Below are 20,371 nucleotides of genomic sequence, written 5' to 3' on the forward strand. Positions count from 1 at the left end.
AACAGATATACGACCGCCCACCACCGGCCGCTGACCCCGCCCGCGTCAGCCCACCCGGTGGCCGTTCTCCAGCTCCACCGTGCCCGAGCCGTCCGCCAGCGCGTCCAGTGCGGCCACGACCCGGCGGCCGAGGGCTCCCAGCAGGTACTCGGGGAGGTCCTCGCGGGCAACGAGGCGCCAGGACAGGAGTTCCTCCTCCTGGAGGCGGATCGCCTTGAAGTCGTCCTCGGTGAGCACACCGCCGTCGTAGAGGTAGGCGACCAGCGGCGGGCGGCCCGTCCCGCGCACCCAGTCCACCGCCAGCAGCCGCCCGAGTTCGCGATCCAGGCCGATCTCCTCCGCGGTCTCGCGGCGCGCGCCCTGCCGTGGGGTCTCGCCGTCGTCGGACTCGATCGTGCCGCCCGGAAGCGCCCAGCCCTCACGGTAGTTGGGCTCGACCAGGAGGATCCGGCCGTCCGCGTCCCGGAAGAGCGCGGCGGCTCCGGCGATGACACGGGGCAGACCGGCGATGTACGTGGCGAAGTCCTGGGTGGTGGTCATCCTCGAAGGGTAACCAGCTCCCGCGGCCACCCAGGCGTCTCTCAGCAGGCCGGTTGGGGCACGTCAGTGGTCCGTGGCTGGTCGGCGCCCGGGTCGGGGGACGGACGTACCGGTAGCACCGGACGGCTCGCGAGGTGTCACGCCCGAGCACGTCGACGGTGACCGTGCGCCCCTCGCGCACCAGGCCCCGGACGGCGTACGCCCGCCTCGGGAGCGCGAGAGAGTGCGGTCGCCGACTGATCCATTCCCCGAGCGTGGATCGCGCCCCGTGCTCAGATCTCCGTCTCCGCCAACCTGACCGTACGCTCGGCCAGTTCGGTGATGTGGACCCCGTCGAAGCCGAACACCGCGCTGCGCACCCGGTCCTCCAGCGGCTCCTTCCACTGGTCCGGGATCGCGTCCGCCCCGGTGAGCACCCCGGCCACCGAGCCCGCGGTCGCCCCGTTGGAGTCGGTGTCCAGACCGCCCCGCACGGTCAGCGTGATGGTGCGGGTGAAGTCGCCGTCGCCGTACAGCAGCCCGGCGGTCAGGACGGCCGCGTTCGGGACGGTGTGGATCCAGCCGAGCCCGGCGGTCTCCTCCGCGACCGTGGTCAGCGTGTCCTCCCAGGTCATCCGGGTGTCGTGCAGGGACGCCACCCGGCGTACCGTGCGGGCGAGACGACTGCTCGCGGGGATCACCGCGAGCGCCTGGTCCACCGCCTGGCGCACGGTGCCGGCGGTGAACGCGGCCGAGATCAGCGCCGCCGCCCACATCGCCCCGTACACGCCGTTCCCGGTGTGCGAGAGCACCGCGTCCCGGCGGGCCAGGGAGGCGGCCCGGCGCGGGACACCGGGGCAGGTCCAGCCGTAGATGTCGGCGCGGATGAGCGCCCCGATCCACTCCTGGCAGGGGTTGTCGTACGTGGCCGTCAGCGGCGGTTTCAGCCCGTTGGCGAGGTTGCGGTAGGCGGCCCGCTCCGCGGTGAACGTCTGCAGGTACGGCAGCCTCAGCAACCACAGGTCACCCACCTGCTCGGTGCTGAAGCCGAAGCCGTGGGTCTCCAGCAGGTCGAGGCCGAGGATGGCGTAGTCGACGTCGTCGTCCCGGCAACTGCCGTGAATGCGGCCGCGTACGCACTCGCGCCACTCCGGCCGCAGCTCGACGTCGCTCTCGCCGACGGGCTCGGGAAGGTAGTCGGTCAGGGGCAGCGAGGCCGCCTGCCGCAGATAGCGGTCGATCCGGTCCCGCGTCCACAGGTCGCCCTGCTCGACCGGCTTGCCGAGCATGTTGCCCGCGATCCGGCCGAGCCAGCCCCCGTGGATGCGGTCGGCGAGCTCTGGCTCAGTGCCCACAAGGGTCATAGCTCCGGTTTACCCCATTCCGGAGCACCGCACAGAGGGTTCGCGGGGCCTTCTCAGCCTCTGGGCGGTGCATGACGGCGGGGGGCGTCTCCGGTTAAGGTCGCAGCGGCGCGACTGGCCTTGACGTGCGCGAGGCCCGGAGGCAAGGGGAAGACGTGACACAGCGCGTGCTCATCGCCGCGGACAAGTTCAAGGGCTCGCTCACGGCCGTACAGGTCGCCGAGCGGGTGACGGCCGGGCTGCGCCGGGTCGTGCCGGACCTGGAGGTCGAGGCGCTGCCCGTCGCCGACGGCGGCGACGGCACCGTCGCCGCCGCGGTCGCGGCCGGTTTCGAGCGCCGGGAAGTGGCGGTCGCCGGGCCCCTCGGGCAGGAGGTCACCGCCGCGTTCGCGGTCCGCGGGGACACCGCCGTCGTCGAGATGGCCGAGGCCAGCGGCCTCCAGCGGCTGCCCGCGGGGGTCTTCGCCGCGCTCACGGCGTCGACGTACGGCTCCGGGGAGCTCCTGCGCGCCGCGCTCGACGCGGGCGCCCGCACGATCGTCTTCGGTGTCGGCGGCTCCGCCACCACCGACGGCGGCGCCGGCATGCTCTCCGCGCTCGGCGCCCGCTTCCTGGACGCCGACGGCGAGCCCGTGGCCCCCGGCGGAGGAGGCCTCGCCGCCCTGGCCTCGGCCGACCTGTCGGGCCTGGACCCGCGCTTCGCGTCCGTCGAGTTCATCCTGGCCAGCGACGTCGACAACCCGCTGACCGGCCCCAAGGGCGCCCCCGCGGTCTACGGCCCGCAGAAGGGTGCCTCCCCGGACGACGTGCGGGCCCTGGACAGCGCCCTCGCCCACTACGCGAAGGTGCTGGAGGAGGCCCTGGGCGCGAAGGCCGCCGAGTACGCCGCCGCACCGGGCGCGGGCGCGGCCGGCGGAATCGGCTACGGCGCCCTCCTGCTCGGCGCCCGCTTCCGCCCCGGCATCGACGTCATGCTCGACGTCCTCGGCTTCGCGCCCGCGCTGGAATGGGCGGACCTGGTGATCACCGGCGAGGGCTCCCTCGACGAGCAGACCCTGCACGGCAAGGCCCCGGCGGGCGTCGCCGCGGCCGCCCGCGCGAAGGACAAGGAGGTCGTCGCGGTCTGCGGCCGCCTCGCCCTCCCCCCGGAGGCCATCGGCAGGGCCGGCATCCGCCGCGCCTACCCGCTCACCGACGCCGAGCCCGACATCCAGAAGTGCATCGCCGAGGCGGGCCCCATCCTGGAGGACGTGGCGGAACGGATCGGCCGGGACTTCCTGGTCTGAACGGGGTGATGAGGGGCGTCGGCCCCGCTCCTCACCCCCGCACCCCCGACAACCGGTACGCGTCCAGCGCCAGCGTCATCTCGATCAGGTCCCGGGGCCGGGCCAGTGACCGGGACGTGAGCTGTTCCAGCCGCCGCAGCCGGTTGAAGACCGTGTTGCGGTGGCAGTACAGGCGTCCGGCGGCGCGCCCCGCCGAGCCCTCGCACACCAGCCACACGTCGAGGGTCTCCAGGAGGACCGCCCGGTCGGCGGGCTCCAGTTCCAGGAGCGCGCCGAAGACGTCCTGCACCAGCCGGTCGGCCAGCTCCGGCTGGCTCACCACCAGCGCGGTCGGTATCCGCTGGTCGAGGCGTACGACCGCGGTGGCGTCCGGCGGACACGTGCGCAGCGCCAGCTCGGCCAGGCGCCGGGCCCGCCCCAGCTCGGCGAGCCCCGGCACCACCGGACTGATCCCGCCCGGCCCCGAACAGCGCCCCTCCAGCGCCCGCGCCACACCGTCCAGCCCCTGCCCGGGCGCGAGGGCCACGACCGCCACCTCGCCGTCGGCCCGCATCCGCCAGATGAACCGGAACCCGGCACCCCGCACCGGCCGCTCGGCCGCCTCCCGCCGCTCGGCCCGCAGCACCACCACCGCGTACGGCCCGTGCTCCGGCAGATCGAGCCCCGCCGCCGCCCGTGCCGCGAGCCCGGGAGTCGCCTGCCCCTCGAGGAGCGCGTCCAGCAGCGCCTGGAGCTGTTCGTCCGTACGCCGTCTGAGCTCCGCCTCGGTGGCCCGGTACGCCTCCGACGCCGCCTGCGCCTGCGCGTCCACCGCCGACCACACCATCGTCGTCGACCGCATCAGCGCCGCCAGCCGCTCCGGCTCCCGCCCGGCCGCCCCCTCCACGAGCGCGTCCCACACCAGATAGCCGGCGTTGCGGTAGGCGTGCACCAGGAGGTCCAGCGGCAGCCCCTGGTGGGCCCGGCGCCGGCCCGCGTCCTCGGCGTACTCCAGATCGCGGCGCGGCGAGTCCCGCGGCGCGGAGATCGTCTCGATGCCGATCCGTATCGCCTCCTCCGCCTCCCGCCACTGCTGGTCGTGCGCCAGCACCTGCCCGTAGACGGGGGAGTGGTCGGTGAGTTGCCTCAGGTGCTCGTCGACCAGTTCCGGCACCCGTTCCAGCAGAGCCGTGCAGGACTCCGCGAGCAGCTTCCAGTCATGACCGGTCCGCGGCCGTCGCCCTCCCATGGCCGGAGGATGCCACCCCGACCCGCCCGCGCACAGGCCCCTGACACGCGGTGTTGTGCGCACGCACAACGGTGGCACCGGCGCGCTGGGCACCCGCAGCGTTTGTGCCGCGGGCCGTGGACGCACGCCCCGGCCGGTGCTGGGGTGAGCGCCACACCGAGTCGGACAAGGGGGGAGTCCATGACCGGAGCCGGACTGGTCGTCCGAGACCTGTCGGTCGGATACGGCCCCGTGCGCGCCCTGCGCCGGGTGTCCCTGGAGGTGCCCGAGGGCGCCGTGGTGACGGTCCTCGGCGGCAACGGCGCGGGCAAGTCCACCCTGCTGCGCGCGATCAGCCGGACCCTGGCCTTCCACGGCGGGACGGTCACCGAAGGCACGGTCACCCTGGACGGCCGCCGCCTCGACGGCCTCGCACCCGACCGGGTGGTCGCCGCCGGAGTCTGCCAAGTACCCGAGGGAAGAAGGGTGTTCGCACGTATGACGGTCGCCGACAACCTCCGCGCGGGCGCCCTCGGCGGCACCCGCGCGGGACGCACCGCGGCCCTCGACCGCGTCCATGAACTGTTCCCCGTACTCGCCGAACGAGCGGGCCAGCGCGCCGGGCTCCTGTCCGGCGGCGAACAGCAGATGCTCGCCGTCGCCCGCGCCCTGATGGCCGCCCCGCGCGTCCTGCTGCTCGACGAACCCTCCCTCGGGCTCGCCCCGCTCATGGCCCGGCGGATCGCCGACACCGTCCGCGAGATCAACACCCAGGGCACCTCCGTCCTCCTCGTCGAACAGAACGCGGCCCTCGCCCTGCGCCTCGCCACGCACGCGTACGTCCTCGAGGTCGGCGAGGTCACCCTGTCCGGCCCGGCCGCCGAACTGTCCGCCTCCGACGAGGTCCGCCGCCGCTACCTCGGCGTGGTCGACGAGGACGCGGCGGCCGACGCGGACCGGGCGACGGACCGGACCCTCACGAGATGGAAGGGGTGAGCGCCTTGGACTCCCTGGAGGTACGCGGGCTGACCGTCCGCTTCGCCGGACTCACCGCCCTCGACGACGTCGACCTCACCGTGCGCCCCGGCACCGTCCACGCCCTCATCGGGCCCAACGGCGCCGGAAAGTCCACCTGCTTCAACGTCCTCTCCGGTGTCTACCGGGCCACCGCAGGCAGCGTCCGCTTCGGCGCGCACGAGTTGACCGGCATGCCCGCGCACCGCATCGCCGCCCTCGGCGTCGCCCGCATCTTCCAGAACCTCGCGCTGCCGCCCCGGGCCTCCGTCGAGGACTGCCTGCTCCTCGGCAGGCACCGGCTCACCCGCACCGGCTTCCTCGCCGCCGGACTCCGGCTGCCGTCGGCGGCCCGCGAGGACCGGCTCCATCGCGAACGCGTCCGGGAGATCGCCGAGTTCGTCGGCATCGCGGACTGCCTGGACCGACCCGCGGGCTCCCTGCCGTACGGGCAGCAGAAGCTCGCCGAACTCGCCCGCGCGCTGTGCATGGAACCCCGGCTGCTGCTCCTCGACGAGCCGGTCGCGGGCATGACCGCCGACGAACGACGCCGGACAGCCGCCGTGATCGCGGGTGTCCGCGACTCCCTCGGCATCTCGATCGTGCTGGTGGAACACGACATGGGGGTGGTGATGCGGCTCGCGGACGCGGTGACCGTACTGGACTTCGGGCGCCGGATCGCCGACGGCGCCCCCGCCGACGTACAGAACGATCCGGCCGTCGTAGAGGCGTACCTGGGGGCCGCGTCATGAGCACCTTCGCCGAGATCCTGCTGAACGGCCTCTCGCTGGGGTCGGTGTACGCGCTCATCGCACTCGGCTTCGTGGTGATCTTCCGGGCCACCGAGGTCGTCAACTTCGCTCACGCCTCCCTGCTGCTTGCGGGCGGATACGTCACCGCCGTCCTCCACGACGACCTCGGGTTCTGGCCCGCGCTGCTCGTCGGGATCGCGGGTGCCGCCCTCGTCGGGGCCGCCGTGGAGTTCCTGGTGATGCGGCGCTACCGGGGCAGCGACCACAGCGTCCTCGCCATCGTCACCATCGGCGTGGACATCCTGCTCACGACCGAACTGACCCGCCGTATCGGCACGGACGTCCTCGCGCTCGGTGACCCGTGGGGGGACGCCGTGCTGAAGGTCGGGCCGATCTCCCTCGCCCACACCCGGATCGCCGCGTTCGTCGCCGCCGCGCTGCTCATCACCGCGTTCCTGCTGGCGTTCCGGTACACGTCGTGGGGCGTCGCGATGAGGGCGGCGGCCGAGAGCCCGGAGACGGCCGCGCTGATGGGCGTACGGCTGGGACGGGTGTCGCTGGGCGCCTGGGCGGTGGCGGGCGCACTCGCCGCCGTGGCCGCCCTCTTCCTCACCGTCTTCCCGACGCCGGGGTTGGAACGGGCCACCTCCCTGGCCGCGCTCAAAGCCTTCCCGGCCGCCATCCTCGGCGGCCTCGACTCGACGACGGGCGCCCTGGTGGGCGGTCTGCTGGTCGGCGTCACGGAATCCCTCGCGACGGGCTACCAGAGCGATCTGACCTTCCTGGGCCGGGGCCTGGGAGACCTCGCCCCCTACCTCGTGATGGTCACGATCCTGCTCATCCGGCCGGCCGGGCTGTTCGGCACGAAGGAGCTCGCCCGTGTCTGAGGTGCTGGTGAAGCCGTTGCGGATCATCCGCACGCGCGCGTGGCTGTGGGGCGCCGGGGCCGTCGTCCTGCTGGCCCTGCCCTTCTACCTGGACCGCTTCTGGCTCCAGGCGGGCCTGTTCGCCATGGCCGCCGCCATCGGCGCGATCGGCATCAACCTCCTCACCGGAGCGACCGGCCAGCTCTCCATGGGGCACGCCTTCTTCCTCGCCGTCGGCGCCTACGGCTACTGCGTGTTCGCGGCGGACGGCGGCGACGGGCTGACCGGCCTCGGGCTGCCCACCTGGCTCGCCGCCGTGCTCGCGGTGCTCGTCGCGGGCGCCGCGGGCGGCCTGTTCAGCCCGATCTCCGGCCGGCTCAGCGGCGCCTACCTGGGCATCGCCACGCTCGCGCTCGTCTTCATCGGCCAGCACGTGATGTTCAACGCCCACGACCTGACGGGCGGCGCCAACGGCCGTGACGTGCCGCCGCTGAGCCTGTTCGGCCTCACCTTCGACGACCGGGAACTCCTCGTCGCCGCCGTGCCGTTCGGATCGGCGGAGAAGCTCTGGTACGCCGGTCTCGTCCTGCTGGCCGCCGGTGCCCTCTTCGCGCGCGGTGTCCTGCGCGGCCGTCCGGGCCGGGCCATGAACGCGATCCGCGACCACCGCATCGCCGCCGGAGTGCTCGGCGTGCCGGTCGCCCGCCACCGGGCCGCCGTCTTCGTGCTGTCGTCGATGTACGCGGGCCTCGCCGGCGTCCTGCTCGCGCTGGTCTTCCAGCGGACGGTCCCCGACTACTTCGGCATCACGCTCTCGCTCGAGTACCTCGCGATGATCGTCATCGGTGGGCTCGGCTCGGTCTCCGGGGCGGTGGCCGGGGCCGTGTTCGTGTCCCTGCTGCCGCAGCTGCTGACCCGCTACAGCGACGCGCTGCCGCTGGTCTCCGCCCCCGGCACGGGCGGGATCGCACCGGGCGAGGCATCCCGGTACCTCTACGGCGCCGCCGTCGTGCTGGTGGTGCTGTTCCTGCCCGGCGGCCTGGTCGGCACGGCCGTACGGCGTCGAGTCACAACCCACCCAGGGGAGGAACGATGATCAGGACATACGGCGCCAGGGCCGCCGCGGGCGCGCTCGCCGCGCTGCTGGTGCTGGCCGGATGCAGCTCCAAGGCCAAGGACTCCGACGAAGGGGACGGCGACAAGGCGTCCGCGGGCGGCGTGAGGACCGGGGAGGGCGTCTCCGGGAAGACGATCACGCTCGGCGCGCTCACCGACATGACCGGCGTCTACGCCACCCTCGGCAAGAGCGTCACCCAGGCCCAGCAGCTGTACGTGAAGCAGCTCAACGCGGCCGGAGGCGTCTGCGGCTACCAGGTGGACCTCGCGGTCCGCGACCACGGCTACGACCCGCAGAAGGCCGTCTCCGGGTACACCGAGCTGGAGCCGAAGGTGCTGGGCTTCACGCAGTTCATCGGCTCGCCGTTCGTCGCCGCGGTCAAGCAGCGCATCGACGGCCAGGACAAGGCGCTGGTGCTCCCGCAGGCCTGGTCGTCCGCGCTGCTCGGCAGCCCCTACATCCGGGTCATCGGGTCCACCTACGACATCGAGACGATGAACGCGGTCGACTTCCTGATGAAGGAGAAGGGGGTGAAGAAGGGCGACAAGGTCGGTCACGTCTACTTCGAGGGCGACTACGGCGAGAGCGCGCTGGTCGGCTCGAAGCACATCGCGAAGGAGGCCGGGCTGACCGTGGTCGAGCAGAAGATCAAGCCCACCGACAACGACATGACCGCCCAGGTCACCGCCCTCAAGCAGGCCGGGGTCAAGGCGATCGTGATCAGCGCGGGCCCGCGGCAGGCGGCCTCGCTGGTCGGGGTGGCGGCGGCGAGCGGTTTCGCCGTACCGGTCATCGGCAACAACTCGGCCTTCGCCCCGCAGCTCCTGGCCACCCAGGCGGGCCCGGCCCTGATGAAGAACTACTACGTGGCCTCGCCCTCGCTGCCCATCGGCGCGGACACTCCGCAGGCGAAGAAGCTGGTCGCCGACTACCGGGCCGCCTACCCGAAGGACGCCCTGGACAACGGCATCGTCGCCGGCTGGACCGCCGCGTCGGCCTTCGGCGAGGCCCTGAAGAAGGCCTGCTCGGACAAGGACCTCACCCGGGAGGGCGTGGACAAGGCCCTGCTGTCGCTCGACTCCTACGACATCGGCTTCGGCGTCACCCAGGACTTCACCGACCCCAAGTCCCCGTCCTCCCACGAGAGCGTGATCCTCCAGCCGGACAAGAACGTCACGGGCGGCATGAAGGTCGTCCGCGAGGCAGGGGCATCAGAGGTGGCTGAGGCGTACACGCCGGGGGCCTGAGACGCCGAAGGGCCCCGAGCCGAGTGGCTCGGGGCCCTTCACCGTCGTACGAGAACCGCTACGGCAGCTGCGCCGCCCGCGCCTCGCGCCGGTTGCCGCGGAAGTTGTTCACCCGACGGGCCGTGGCGAACAGCGGGATCACCGCGCCCATGACGAGCTGCAGGGCGCAGCCGGTCTGGAGGAGGAGCTGCCCGCTGGGGGCGCCGAAGGCCCAGGCCGCGAGCAGACCCATCGCCAGGACGATCCAGGCGAGCATCGCCCCCGCGAGCCGCCCCCGCGGCTTCGGGTACTCCACCCGGCTCACCATCAGCCACGCGGTGCCCAGGATCGCCAGGAGCGTCGCCACGAAGGGCAGCTCAAGGAGCACGATCGCGACCACCGTCAGCGCGCCGAACGGGGACGGCATGCCCTGGAACATGCCGTTCGCGGGCGTGACACAGGAGAATCTCGCCAGCCTCAGCACCACGGCCAGCAGCACCACCACGGCCCCCACCGCCGCCACCCGCTGCGAGGCGTCGTCGGCGACCATGCCGTAGACGAGCACGAAGTACGCCGGCGCGAGGCCGAAGCTGATCAGGTCGGAGAGGTTGTCCAGCTCGGCGCCCATCGGCGAGGAGCGCAGCTTGCGTGCCACCAGGCCGTCGAACAGGTCGAAGACCGCCGCGCACAGCATCAGGATGACCGCCGTGGCCGCGCTGTTGCGCGCCATGCCGGACTCCTGGCTGTCGGTCAGGTGCGGGATCAGGATGCCGGTGGTGGTGAAGTACACCGCCATGAAGCCGCACGTGGCGTTGCCGAGGGTGAGGGTGTCCGCTATCGAGAGGCGGAGAGAAAGAGGCATCTCCTCCTCGTCGTCGACCTCGTCGGCCTCGGGCACCCAGCCCGCCTGGGTCTCAGGATCAATCACGGTCAATGCGAGTCACCCCAGCCACCGTCTTCTGCCCGACCTCGACCGCGACCTCCACGCCCTCCGGCAGGTAGATGTCGACGCGCGAGCCGAACCGGATCAGTCCGATGCGCTCGCCTTGCTCGACCTTCGTGCCCTGCGGGAGGTAGGGGACGATACGGCGGGCCACCGCGCCGGCGATCTGGATCATCTCGATGTCACCGAGCTCGGTGTCGAAGTGCCAGACGACGCGCTCGTTGTTCTCGCTCTCCTTGTTGAACGCCGGAACGAACCCGCCGGGGATGTGCTCGACCGAGGTCACCGTGCCGGAGAGCGGCGCGCGGTTGACGTGGACGTTGAGCGGGCTCATGAAGATCGCGACGCGGGTGCGACCGTCCTTCCACGGCATGATGCTCTGCACCACACCGTCGGCGGGCGAGATGACCCGGCCCGGGGCGATCTCGCGCTCGGGGTCGCGGAAGAACCACAGCATGCCCGCCGCCAGCGCGGTGGCGGGCACGGCGACGGCCTTGGCGGCGCCCGACTTGCGCGCGCGTACCAGGCTCAGTGCTGCGGTGGCGACGGTCGGGAGGAGCCACGGCGATGCTCCGCGCGCGAGGCGTACGCCTGCCAGGCTGTCGCGAGGTGCAGAGGTTTGGCTGTGGGGCATGGATGACCTTCGTAGCGGATGATGCCGCGCACTAGACGGGGGACGGCGGCTTTCCGGGATCGTACCGGTCGCGGGCCACAACTGGGCAAGCCAGGAAGCCGAGTCGGCGTCTGAACCGACTTGACGGGGTGTGATCTTCTTCTCCAAGAAAACACCCCGTATCCGGACATCTAGCCCTGGAACCGATACTCTTCGAGCAGCCTGCGACCGATGATCATTTTCTGGATCTCGGCGGTACCTTCACCGATCAGCAGCATCGGAGCCTCACGGTAGAGGCGCTCGATCTCGTACTCCTTGGAGAAGCCGTAGCCGCCGTGGATCCGGAAGGCGTCTTCCACGACCTCTTTGCAGTATTCGGAGGCGAGGTACTTCGCCATCCCTGCCTCAAGGTCGTTTCGCTCCCCGGAGTCCTTTTTGCGTGCCGCGTTGACCATCATCGCATGCGCGGCCTCGACCTTGGTAGCCATCTCGGCCAGCTTGAACTGAATCGCCTGGTGCTGGGCGATCGGCTTGCCGAAAGTGTGGCGCTGCTGGGCGTACCGGACGCCCAGTTCGAAGGCACGCTGAGCGACGCCGCAGCCACGCGCCGCCACATTCACGCGGCCCACTTCCACGCCGTCCATCATTTGGTAAAAACCTCGGCCGGTGACCCCGCCGAGCACCCGATCGGCCGGAAGTCGCAGGCCATCCATGATCAGCTCGGTGGTGTCGACACCCTTGTAGCCCATCTTGTCGATCTTCCCGGGGATGGTGAGGCCGGGCCGGACCTCCCCGAAGCCGGGCTCCTTCTCGATCAGGAAGGTCGTCATCGACTTGTGGGGCGCGGTGCCCTCAGGGTGTCCTTCGTCACTTCGGACGAGAACGGCGACCAGAGTTGACGTTCCGCCGTTCGTCAGCCACATCTTCTGGCCGTTCAGGACGTACTCGTCACCGTCCTTGACCGCCTTCGACGTGATGGCGGACACGTCCGAACCCAGGCCCGGCTCCGACATCGAGAAGGCGCCCCGGACGTCGCCGGCCGCCATCCTCGGCAGGAAGTGCTCCTTCTGCTCCTGCGTGCCGTGCTGCTTGAGCATGTACGCCACGATGAAGTGGGTGTTGATGATGCCGGACACCGACATCCAGCCGCGGGCGATCTCCTCCACGCACAGCGCGTACGTCAGGAGGGACTCGCCCAGACCGCCGTACTCCTCGGGGATCATCAGGCCGAACAGGCCCAACTCCTTGAGCCCGTCGACGATCTGCTGCGGGTACTCGTCGCGGTGCTCCAGCTCGGTCGCGACCGGGATGATCTCCTTGTCCACGAAGTCGCGGACGGTGGAGAGGATCTCCTGCTGGATGTCGGTCAGACCGGCGGTCTGGGCGAGGCGTGCCATCGGGCTCAGCCCTCCTGAAGTTCCGGGCGGCCGGGCTGCTCGCCGCCGCGCTCCTTGATGTAGGTCTCGGTGGGCACCATGACCTTGCGGCGGAACACGCAGACCAGCGTGCCGTCCTGCTTGTAGCCCTTGGTCTCGACGTGGACGATCCCGCGGTCGTTCTTCGACTTGGACGGCCACTTGTCGAGCACGGTCGTCTGGCCGTAGATCGTGTCGCCGTGGAAGGTCGGCGCCACGTGCTTCAGCGACTCGATCTCCAGGTTGGCGATCGCCTTGCCGGAGACGTCCGGCACCGACATGCCGAGCAGCAGGGAGTAGATGTAGTTCCCGACCACCACGTTCTTGCCGAAGTCCGTCGTCTTCTCGGCGTAGTTGACGTCCATGTGGAGCGGGTGGTGGTTCATGGTGAGGAGACAGAAGAGGTGGTCGTCGTACTCCGTGACCGTCTTCCCGGGCCAGTGCTTGTAGACCGCCCCGACTTCGAACTCCTCGTAGGTGCGTCCGAACTGCATGCTCAGGCCTCCGGGATCTCGAACTTGGAGGTGCGCTGCATGCCGGCCGCGCGGCCCTTGCCGGAGATGACCAGCGCCATCTTGCGGCTGGCCTCGTCGATCATCTCGTCGCCGAGCATCGCCGAGCCCTTCTTGCCGCCCGCCTCGGACGTGTAGTAGTCGTACGCGTCCAGGATCAGCTCGGCGTGGTCGTAGTCCTCCTGGGAGGGCGAGAAGATCTCGTTGGACGCCTCGACCTGGCCCGGGTGCAGCACCCACTTGCCGTCGAAACCGAGGGCCGCGGCGCGCTGGGCGACCTCGCGGTAGCCGTCGATGTTGCGGATCTGGAGGTAGGGGCCGTCGATCGCCTGGAGGTTGTTGGCGCGGGCGGCCATCAGGATCTTCATCAGGATGTAGTGGTAGGCGTCCGCCGGGTAGCCGGGCGGCTGCTCGCCCACGACCAGCGACTTCATGTTGATCGACGCCATGAAGTCGGCCGGGCCGAAGATGATCGTCTCCACGCGCTGGGACGCGGTCGCGATCTCGTTGACGTTGTTGAGGCCCTGCGCGTTCTCGATCTGCGCCTCGATGCCGATCTTGCCGACCTCGAGGCCCATCGTCTTCTCGATCTGCGTCAGCAGCAGGTCCAGGGCGACGATCTGTTCGGCCGTCTGCACCTTCGGCAGCATGATGCAGTCGAGGTTCTGGCCGGCCCCCTCGACGACCGTGACGACATCGCGGTACGTCCACTCGGTCGTCCAGTCGTTGACGCGCACGACCCTCGTCTTGCCGGTCCAGTCACCCTCGTTGAGGAACTTGACGATGGTGTGCCGCGCCTCGGGCTTGGCGAGCGGGGCGCACGCGTCCTCCAGGTCGAGGAACACCTGGTCCGCCGGGAGGCCCTGCGCCTTCTCCAGGAAGCGGGGGTTGCTTCCCGGTACCGCGAGACACGAGCGGCGGGGACGCAGACGGTTGACGGTCATGCGGGGACCTCCAGGGGGTCGAGCTTGTTCGCTGTGCGGATCTCGTCGACGATCCGGCCGATGATTCCGGTGATGTCGAAGTCCTTCGGGGTGAAGACTGCGGCCACTCCCGCTGCCCGCAGCTGTTCGGCGTCACCATTCGGGATGATGCCACCGGCGATCACCGGTATATCTGTGGCACCGGCCACACGGAGCCGATCCAGGACGTCCGGCACGAGCTGGGCGTGCGAGCCGGACAGGATGGACAGGCCGACCGCGTGCACGTCCTCGGCGAGGGCCGCGTCCACGATCTGCTCCGGGGTGAGCCGGATGCCCTGGTAGACCACCTCGAAGCCCGCGTCACGCGCGCGTACGGCGATCTGCTCGGCCCCGTTGGAGTGCCCGTCCAGACCCGGCTTGCCGACCAGGAAGCGCAGCTTGCCGACGCCGAGGTCCTTGGCGGTCACCTCGACCCGGCGGCGGACGTCGGCCATGGCCGAGCCCTCCTCCGCGGGGACCGCCACCGGCGCCGAGGAGACGCCCGTGGGCGCCCGGAACTCGCCGAACACCTCCCGCAGGGCTCCCGCCCACTCACCGGTCGTCACGCCCGCGCGGGCGCACTCCAGGGTGGCCTCCATGAGGTTGTCCGTGCCCTTGGCGGCCTCCTTCAGCCTCTCCAGCGCCTTGCAGGGGCGCGGGTGGTTGAAGGGCGGCTGGTAGCGGGTGTCGCGCCAGTGCTGGAGCCCCGCGATCACCCGGGCCTCGACGGCCGGGTCCACCGTCTGGATCGCGGTGTCCAGGTCGGCCGTCAGCGGGTTCGGCTCGGTCGTCTCGAAGATGTTGACACCGATGATCTTCTCCTGCCCGGACTCGATCCGGGCCCGGCGCTCGGCGTGCGAGGAGACCAGCTGCGACTTCAGGTAGCCCGACTCGACGGCGGCCATCGCGCCGCCCATCTCCTGGATCCGCTCGATCTCCGCGAAGGACTCCTCGACCAGCTTCGCGACCTTCGCCTCGACGACGTGCGAGCCCTCGAAGATGTCCTCGTACTCCAGCAGGTCGCTCTCGTACGCCAGCACCTGCTGCATGCGCAGCGACCACTGCTGGTCCCAGGGGCGGGGGAGGCCCAGGGCCTCGTTCCAGGCCGGCAGCTGGACGGCACGCGCGCGTGCGTCCTTCGACAGGGTCACGGCCAGCATCTCGAGCACGATCCGCTGGACGTTGTTCTCCGGCTGCGCCTCGGTCAGCCCGAGGGAGTTGACCTGGACGCCGTACCGGAAGCGGCGGTGCTTGGGGTTCTCGATGCCGTAGCGCTCACGCGTGACCTGGTCCCAGATGCGGCCGAAGGCGCGCATCTTGCACATCTCCTCGATGAACCGGACGCCCGCGTTCACGAAGAAGGAGATACGGCCGACGACATCGCCCATGCGCTCCTGCGGCACCTGGCCGGAGTCCCGGACGGCGTCCAGGACCGCGATGGCCGTCGACATCGCGTACGCGATCTCCTGGACCGGCGTGGCGCCCGCCTCCTGCAGGTGGTAGCTGCAGATGTTGATCGGGTTCCACTTCGGGATGTGGGAGACCGTGTACGCGATCATGTCGGTCGTCAGACGGAGGCTCGGCCCCGGCGGGAAGACGTGCGTCCCGCGGGACAGGTACTCCTTGACGATGTCGTTCTGGGTCGTGCCCTGGAGCTGGGTGACGTCCGCACCCTGCTCCTCGGCGACGACCTGGTAGAGCGCCAGCAGCCACATGGCGGTGGCGTTGATCGTCATCGAGGTGTTCATCTGCTCCAGGGGGATGTCCTGGAACAGCCGACGCATGTCACCGAGGTGCGCGATCGGCACGCCGACCCGGCCGACCTCGCCGCGGGCGAGGATGTGGTCGGAGTCGTAGCCGGTCTGCGTCGGCAGGTCGAACGCCACCGACAGACCGGTCTGGCCCTTGGCGAGGTTGCGCCGGTACAGCTCGTTGGACGCCTCGGCCGTGGAGTGACCGGCGTACGTGCGCATGAGCCACGGCCGGTCCTTCTGACGCTCAGTCATCTGTGCTCCCGGACGTCTCAGATGTTGCGGAAGCGGTTGATGGCGTCGATGTGCTGGGCGCGCTTCTCCTCGTCGTGCACGCCCAGGCCCTCCTCGGGGGACAGGCACAGCACGCCGACCTTGCCCTGGTGGAGGTTGCGGTGCACGTCGTAGGCGGCCTGGCCGGTCTCCTCCAGGGAGTAGACCTTCGACAGGGTCGGGTGGATCTTGCCCTTCGCGATGAGCCGGTTGGCCTCCCAGGCCTCGCGGTAGTTGGCGAAGTGCGAGCCGATGATCCGCTTCAGGGACATCCACAGGTAGCGGTTGTCGTACTCGTGCATGTAGCCCGAGGTCGAGGCGCAGGTGGTGATGGTGCCGCCCTTGCGGGTGACGAACACGGAGGCGCCGAAGGTCTCGCGGCCGGGGTGCTCGAAGACGATGTCGATGTCCTCGCCGCCGGTCAGCTCGCGGATGCGCTTGCCGAAGCGCTTCCACTCCTTGGGGTCCTGGGTCTGCTCGTCCTTCCAGAACCTGTAGCCCTCGGCGTTGCGGTCGATGATCGCCTCGGCGCCCATCGAACGGCAGATCTCCGCCTTCTGAGGACTGCTCACGACACAGATCGGGTTGGCGCCACCGGCCAGCGCGAACTGCGTGGCGTACGAGCCGAGTCCGCCGCTCGCGCCCCAGATCAGGACGTTGTCGCCCTGCTTCATGCCGGCGCCGTTGCGGGAGACCAACTGGCGGTAGGCGGTGGAGTTGACCAGCCCGGGGGCGGCCGCCTCCTCCCACGACAGGTGGTCGGGCTTGGGCATGAGCTGGTTGGACTTGACGAGCGCGATCTCGGCGAGACCGCCGAAGTTCGTCTCGAAGCCCCAGATCCGCTGCTCGGGGTCGAGCATCGTGTCGTTGTGGCCGTCCGAGGACTCCATCTCGACGGACAGGCAGTGCGCGACGACCTCGTCGCCGGGCTTCCAGGCGTTGACGCCGGGGCCGGTGCGCAGGACGACACCCGCGAGGTCGGAGCCGATGATGTGGTACGGCAGGTCGTGGCGCTTGGCGAGCTCGTTGGTGCGGCCGTAGCGCTCCAGGAAGCCGAAGGTCGACAGCGGCTCGAAGATCGAGGTCCACACCGAGTTGTAGTTGACACTCGATGCCATGACGGCGACCAGGGCCTCGCCCGGTCCGAGTTCGGGCAGCGGCACGTCGTCGAGGTGGATCGACTTGCGCGGGTCCTTGTCGCGGGTCTCCAGACCCGCGAACATCTCCGTCTCGTCCTTGTGCACGGTGATCGCGCGGTACGACTCGGGGAGCGGCATGGCGGCGAAGTCGGCCGGCGTCGAGTCCGGCGACTGGATCGCGTCCAGGATGTCCTTCACGGTCACGGTGTTGCCTCCGGCGAATGGCGTCTTGAGGGGAGACGCTGAGGGTTACGTCGGTGCCGTCGGTTCGGCGGTCATGCTGTTCGGCAGCGCTTTGTGGCGCGGGAGGTTGCCTGTGACGCAGGCGTCCGGGCGGGCAAATCGATGACTTGCTGGGACAGCCGGCGTACGCATGGTCTCTGCACGCCGGCCGCCCGGACTTCCCTCAACGTAAGACACCGCGTGCCACCGTGCAAGGCACTGAGTGCCAGAGATTGCTCTCAGATGAAATCTTTACGTAACAAATGAGCGATGATCGATCAAAGCTACCGGCGAGTAAGGTGTTCGTCCCGTTTGTGTCATTCCGGCTGTGCCGTGAAGTCACGGAACATGAACTCCGTGTTGTCGCCCCGGATGCCGACACCGCCGGGCTCGTACAGACCTCCCGGTGAGGCGTCGGTCACGTCCAGCACCCGGCGGCCCGCGAGCTCCAGCGTGAGACGCACCCGGCGGTCCGGAAGATCGGTCACCGTGGCGGTGGCAGGGGTCCAGACGTCCGGCGGGATCGTGGCCGACGCCGAGGCGAGGGTCACATAGGTGCCCCCGTTGGCCGGGCCGCCCGGTGTCTTGCGCTTCACCACGACCTGCCCGTCCCGCCGGACCACGCTGACCGCGTAGCACTCCTGCTCGCTGTGGAACCGCAGCCACAGATGGACCCCGTCGTACGGCTGCGCCGGGGTGCGCGGTGTCGTCACCAGCTCCGTCAGCCGCAGCCGCAGGGAAAGGCGGGTGTCACCGAAGTCGCGGCGCCGCGAGGCCAGCCGGAAGACCGCCGAGTCCGTGGCCCGGGCGGACTCGGCGTCGGGGCGCTCACCGTCGGGGCGCCCCGACCAGCCCGCGCCGTCGAGCCCGAACAGCGAGCCGCTGGTCATGGTCCAGTCGGGGGAGTGGTGTGCGCCGGGGGCGTCGGGGTGCCAGTACGCGAACTCGTTGGTGACCAGGCCCCGTTCGGGAAACTCGGGGCGGAACTCCGACGCCGGGCCGGCCCGGCCGGCGGCGCGCAGTGTCAGGCCGCCCGCGAACGCCGACACCAGCAGCACGGCGAGCAGGACCCCGGTGAGGAGCCCTGCCCGCCGACGCCGTACGAGCCGCCGGATCATCCCGTACGTCCTCCGGTGACCGCGCAGCCCTCGAACCCGGGCCACGGCTGGGCCGGCGTCCGCCGGTAGACACCGAGCGCGATGCCCCCGGTGCCGCCCGTGGCGGGGACGGACGCGCGCACCAGTCCGCCACCGACGGTGACCTCCGTCGCCCGTGCCCCGACCGCCACCCGCACGTCCCTCTCCGCGGCTTCCGGCAGCTTGCGGGAGAGCACGGTGCGAGGGTGGCCGCCGGGGCCCGACAGGAGCGTGATCCAGCCGCGGGAGAGCCGGACCGTGAGCTGGTCCGGGGCGCCGCGGCGCACCACGACCGAGCTGTGCAGCCCCTCCTCCGACAGGCCCGTCAGCCGGGTGCCCAGCGTGTAGCCGGACCAGTGCGCGGTGCTGCCCGGCCGGTAGGCGGCGTAGGTCCAGCCGCGCGGGCCGATCGGCTGCACGCCACCGGCACCGATCACCGCCCGCGCGCGGCCGCCGTCCCCGTCGGTCCAGCCGGCGGGGCCGTCGAAGGGCCGGGCGGGGGCCGCAGCGCCGGGCAGCGGTGCGGTCTCCACGTGGCCGAACGCGGGCCAGGACGGACCGGTGTCCCCCCGCGACAGGGCCAGGGCGATCCCGCCGGTGCCGCGCACCCCGCTGCTGTTCGGCACGGTGAACCGATGGCGGCCGTCCACGACCGCCACCGTGCGGGAGCCGTCCACCGTCACCCGGACCTCGTGCGAGGGCCCGGGAGTCAGCGCGTGCTCGGCCAGCACCTGGTTCTGCGCCCGGCCGCCGACCATCTGGGCGGTGCCCCGGGAGACACGCACCCCGACCGTGGAGTCCCCGCCGACCCGCACGAACACCGTGGCGCTGCCGCCTCGCGCGGGCAGGGCGGTCACGCCGGCGGTGACCGAGTAGTGGTCCCAGTCGGCGGCGCCGTGCGGGGCGTAGGCGCCGTACACGTAACGGCCGGCGCCCGGACGGACGCCCTCGCCGGTCAGGGCGCCGGTGCCGCCGAGCGGCTTCCAGCTGATGCCCGTCCAGCGTTCCGGGAAGCGCAGCGGATCGCCCGACGGGGGCACCGGCGTACGGGCCGCCACCTGCGCGAGCAGGGCATCGGCGGTGGTGTCCGCGAAAACCTCCAGCCGCTGGTACTCCTGGTGCACCGCCGATCTGCGGGCCGCCGGCTCGGGACTGAACGTCTTGTCCGTCATGGCCGCGACGAAGGTCCGCTCGATCAGGTCGCGCACGTACGAGGTCTTGTTCGGGTTCGCCGACTCGGAGAAGGGATAGGCGAAGAGGCTGGGCCGGGGCAGGCCGTGTTGTTCGAAGGCGGCCAGCGAACTGGTGAAGTCCGCCCTGACCCTGCGCTGGTAGTGGTCCGTGCTCTCCAGACGGCCGGTGGAGGCGAGGTACCTGCGGTGGGCGAGCAGGGAACCCAGCTCGCCCCGCGGACCGATCCGGGTGCGGCTGTGCAGGTCGTGGGTGTGGTCCTCGAAGTCCCAGCGGCCCGAGCGGGCCATCCGGGCGATCTCCTGCCAGGACAGGTAGTAGGGCCGGTGCAGACCCACCCTGCCGGTGATGAGGAACGACACGGCGTTCATGCGGTGCCGCGCGAGGATGCGGTCCCCGTAGGTCCACAGGCCGTGGGTGCCGTCGTCGAAGGTCAGCATCACCGAGCGCGGCGGCACCGGACCGCCGAGCAGGTAGTCGACGAACTCGTCGGTGCTGAGGGTGTGGTAGCCCGCCGCCCGCAGGGCACTGAGCTGCCGTTCGAACACGGCGGGGTCCACGATGTAGCGGCTGCGGCTGTGCGGCTTGAGGTCGTGGTAGGTGAGGATCACCGGCGCCGCACGCTCCGGAAGACCGGCTCCGACGGCCTTCCAGCGGGCGGCGGTCGCCGCGTCGACCCGCGCGGCGGGCACGCTCACCTGGCGGGTGACGTTGCGCTGGTCGACGTAGACCCGCCAGGCGACCACGAAGGGCACGGTGAGCACCAGCGCGGTCAGGGCGGCCAGGGTGGCGCGCACGGTGCCGCGGCGCAGACGGGCGGTGAGGCGGGACCGCCCCCCGGTCACAGGGCGGTCCACGGCTGC

Annotated in this window: 18 protein-coding genes; 6 read left to right on the forward strand and 12 right to left on the reverse strand. The window is 71.0% G+C overall.

The genetic code is table 11. From position 1 onward, the window contains the following. Nucleotides 1-45: 45 nt before the first annotated feature. Together ABZ098_RS13190 and ABZ098_RS13195 are read right to left on the reverse strand one after the other, a co-directional pair. Nucleotides 46-540, reverse strand: coding sequence for an NUDIX hydrolase (locus ABZ098_RS13190; protein ID WP_356590264.1), 495 nt, complete (start codon nucleotides 538-540; stop codon nucleotides 46-48). Between the two features lie 272 nt (nucleotides 541-812). After that, nucleotides 813-1,883, reverse strand: a complete 1,071-nt coding sequence (locus tag ABZ098_RS13195) for an ADP-ribosylglycohydrolase family protein (RefSeq protein WP_356590266.1) — start codon at nucleotides 1,881-1,883, stop codon at nucleotides 813-815. A 167-nt stretch (nucleotides 1,884-2,050) separates the two neighbouring features. Here ABZ098_RS13195 and ABZ098_RS13200 point away from each other — a divergent pair, with 167 nt between their 5' ends. Next, nucleotides 2,051-3,169 carry a glycerate kinase gene (locus ABZ098_RS13200; RefSeq protein ID WP_356590534.1) on the forward strand — a complete coding sequence of 373 codons (1,119 nt, stop codon included), beginning with the start codon at nucleotides 2,051-2,053 and terminating at the stop codon, nucleotides 3,167-3,169. Nucleotides 3,170-3,200: 31 nt separating this feature from the next. Here the strand turns inward: ABZ098_RS13200 and ABZ098_RS13205 are convergent, their stop codons facing one another. Beyond that, on the reverse strand, nucleotides 3,201-4,397 hold the full coding sequence (locus ABZ098_RS13205; protein ID WP_356590268.1) for a helix-turn-helix domain-containing protein: 1,197 nt from the start codon (nucleotides 4,395-4,397) through the stop codon (nucleotides 3,201-3,203). Between the two features lie 180 nt (nucleotides 4,398-4,577). On the opposite strand from ABZ098_RS13205, the gene ABZ098_RS13210 reads away from it, so the two are divergent. From ABZ098_RS13210 to ABZ098_RS13230, 5 genes are read left to right on the forward strand one after another with little or no spacing between them, the layout of a single operon-like run. Beyond that, nucleotides 4,578-5,372: an ABC transporter ATP-binding protein gene (locus ABZ098_RS13210; protein WP_356590270.1), complete on the forward strand. Its 795-nt coding sequence runs from the start codon at nucleotides 4,578-4,580 to the stop codon at nucleotides 5,370-5,372. Then, nucleotides 5,360-6,142: an ABC transporter ATP-binding protein gene (locus ABZ098_RS13215; RefSeq protein ID WP_356590272.1), complete on the forward strand. Its 783-nt coding sequence runs from the start codon at nucleotides 5,360-5,362 to the stop codon at nucleotides 6,140-6,142. Before ABZ098_RS13210 ends, ABZ098_RS13215 begins: the two co-directional genes overlap by 13 nt. After that, nucleotides 6,139-7,029, forward strand: coding sequence for a branched-chain amino acid ABC transporter permease (locus tag ABZ098_RS13220; RefSeq protein ID WP_356590274.1), 891 nt, complete (start codon nucleotides 6,139-6,141; stop codon nucleotides 7,027-7,029). The genes ABZ098_RS13215 and ABZ098_RS13220 overlap by 4 nt, the downstream gene beginning before the upstream one ends. Further along, on the forward strand, nucleotides 7,022-8,104 hold the full coding sequence (locus tag ABZ098_RS13225; RefSeq protein WP_356590276.1) for a branched-chain amino acid ABC transporter permease: 1,083 nt from the start codon (nucleotides 7,022-7,024) through the stop codon (nucleotides 8,102-8,104). The genes ABZ098_RS13220 and ABZ098_RS13225 overlap by 8 nt, the downstream gene beginning before the upstream one ends. Next, complete coding sequence (locus tag ABZ098_RS13230) at nucleotides 8,101-9,372, forward strand: ABC transporter substrate-binding protein (RefSeq protein WP_356590278.1); 1,272 nt, start codon at nucleotides 8,101-8,103, stop codon at nucleotides 9,370-9,372. Before ABZ098_RS13225 ends, ABZ098_RS13230 begins: the two co-directional genes overlap by 4 nt. Before the next feature lie 58 nt (nucleotides 9,373-9,430). Here the strand turns inward: ABZ098_RS13230 and pssA are convergent, their stop codons facing one another. From pssA to ABZ098_RS13275, 9 genes are all read right to left on the reverse strand, one after another. Further along, nucleotides 9,431-10,249 carry a CDP-diacylglycerol--serine O-phosphatidyltransferase gene (gene pssA, locus ABZ098_RS13235; RefSeq protein ID WP_031042070.1) on the reverse strand — a complete coding sequence of 273 codons (819 nt, stop codon included), beginning with the start codon at nucleotides 10,247-10,249 and terminating at the stop codon, nucleotides 9,431-9,433. Between the two features lie 22 nt (nucleotides 10,250-10,271). Continuing rightward, complete coding sequence (locus ABZ098_RS13240; protein WP_356590536.1) at nucleotides 10,272-10,928, reverse strand: phosphatidylserine decarboxylase; 657 nt, start codon at nucleotides 10,926-10,928, stop codon at nucleotides 10,272-10,274. Between the two features lie 170 nt (nucleotides 10,929-11,098). After that, the gene (locus ABZ098_RS13245) at nucleotides 11,099-12,304 is read right to left on the reverse strand and encodes an acyl-CoA dehydrogenase family protein (protein WP_356590280.1); all 1,206 of its coding nucleotides are present in this window, start codon (nucleotides 12,302-12,304) and stop codon (nucleotides 11,099-11,101) included. A 5-nt stretch (nucleotides 12,305-12,309) separates the two neighbouring features. Continuing rightward, entirely contained in the window at nucleotides 12,310-12,816 is a 507-nt protein-coding gene (locus ABZ098_RS13250; RefSeq protein WP_356590282.1) for a MaoC family dehydratase, read from the reverse strand. Between the two features lie 2 nt (nucleotides 12,817-12,818). Next, the gene (locus ABZ098_RS13255; RefSeq protein ID WP_356590284.1) at nucleotides 12,819-13,778 is read right to left on the reverse strand and encodes a CoA ester lyase; all 960 of its coding nucleotides are present in this window, start codon (nucleotides 13,776-13,778) and stop codon (nucleotides 12,819-12,821) included. Then, nucleotides 13,775-15,802, reverse strand: coding sequence for a protein meaA (locus ABZ098_RS13260; RefSeq protein ID WP_356590286.1), 2,028 nt, complete (start codon nucleotides 15,800-15,802; stop codon nucleotides 13,775-13,777). Before ABZ098_RS13260 ends, ABZ098_RS13255 begins: the two co-directional genes overlap by 4 nt. 17 nt (nucleotides 15,803-15,819) lie before the next feature. Then, on the reverse strand, nucleotides 15,820-17,157 hold the full coding sequence (gene ccrA, locus ABZ098_RS13265) for a crotonyl-CoA carboxylase/reductase (RefSeq protein WP_356590538.1): 1,338 nt from the start codon (nucleotides 17,155-17,157) through the stop codon (nucleotides 15,820-15,822). A gap of 341 nt (nucleotides 17,158-17,498) precedes the next feature. After that, complete coding sequence (locus tag ABZ098_RS13270) at nucleotides 17,499-18,299, reverse strand: hypothetical protein (RefSeq protein WP_356590288.1); 801 nt, start codon at nucleotides 18,297-18,299, stop codon at nucleotides 17,499-17,501. After that, a complete protein-coding gene (locus tag ABZ098_RS13275) occupies nucleotides 18,296-20,365 on the reverse strand; it encodes a polysaccharide deacetylase family protein (protein ID WP_356590290.1) in 2,070 nt (689 codons plus the stop codon). The genes ABZ098_RS13270 and ABZ098_RS13275 overlap by 4 nt, the downstream gene beginning before the upstream one ends. Between the last annotated feature and the right edge of the window lie 6 nt (nucleotides 20,366-20,371).

The organism is Streptomyces sp. NPDC006335 (genome assembly GCF_040612795.1).
Lineage (GTDB): Bacteria > Actinomycetota > Actinomycetes > Streptomycetales > Streptomycetaceae > Streptomyces.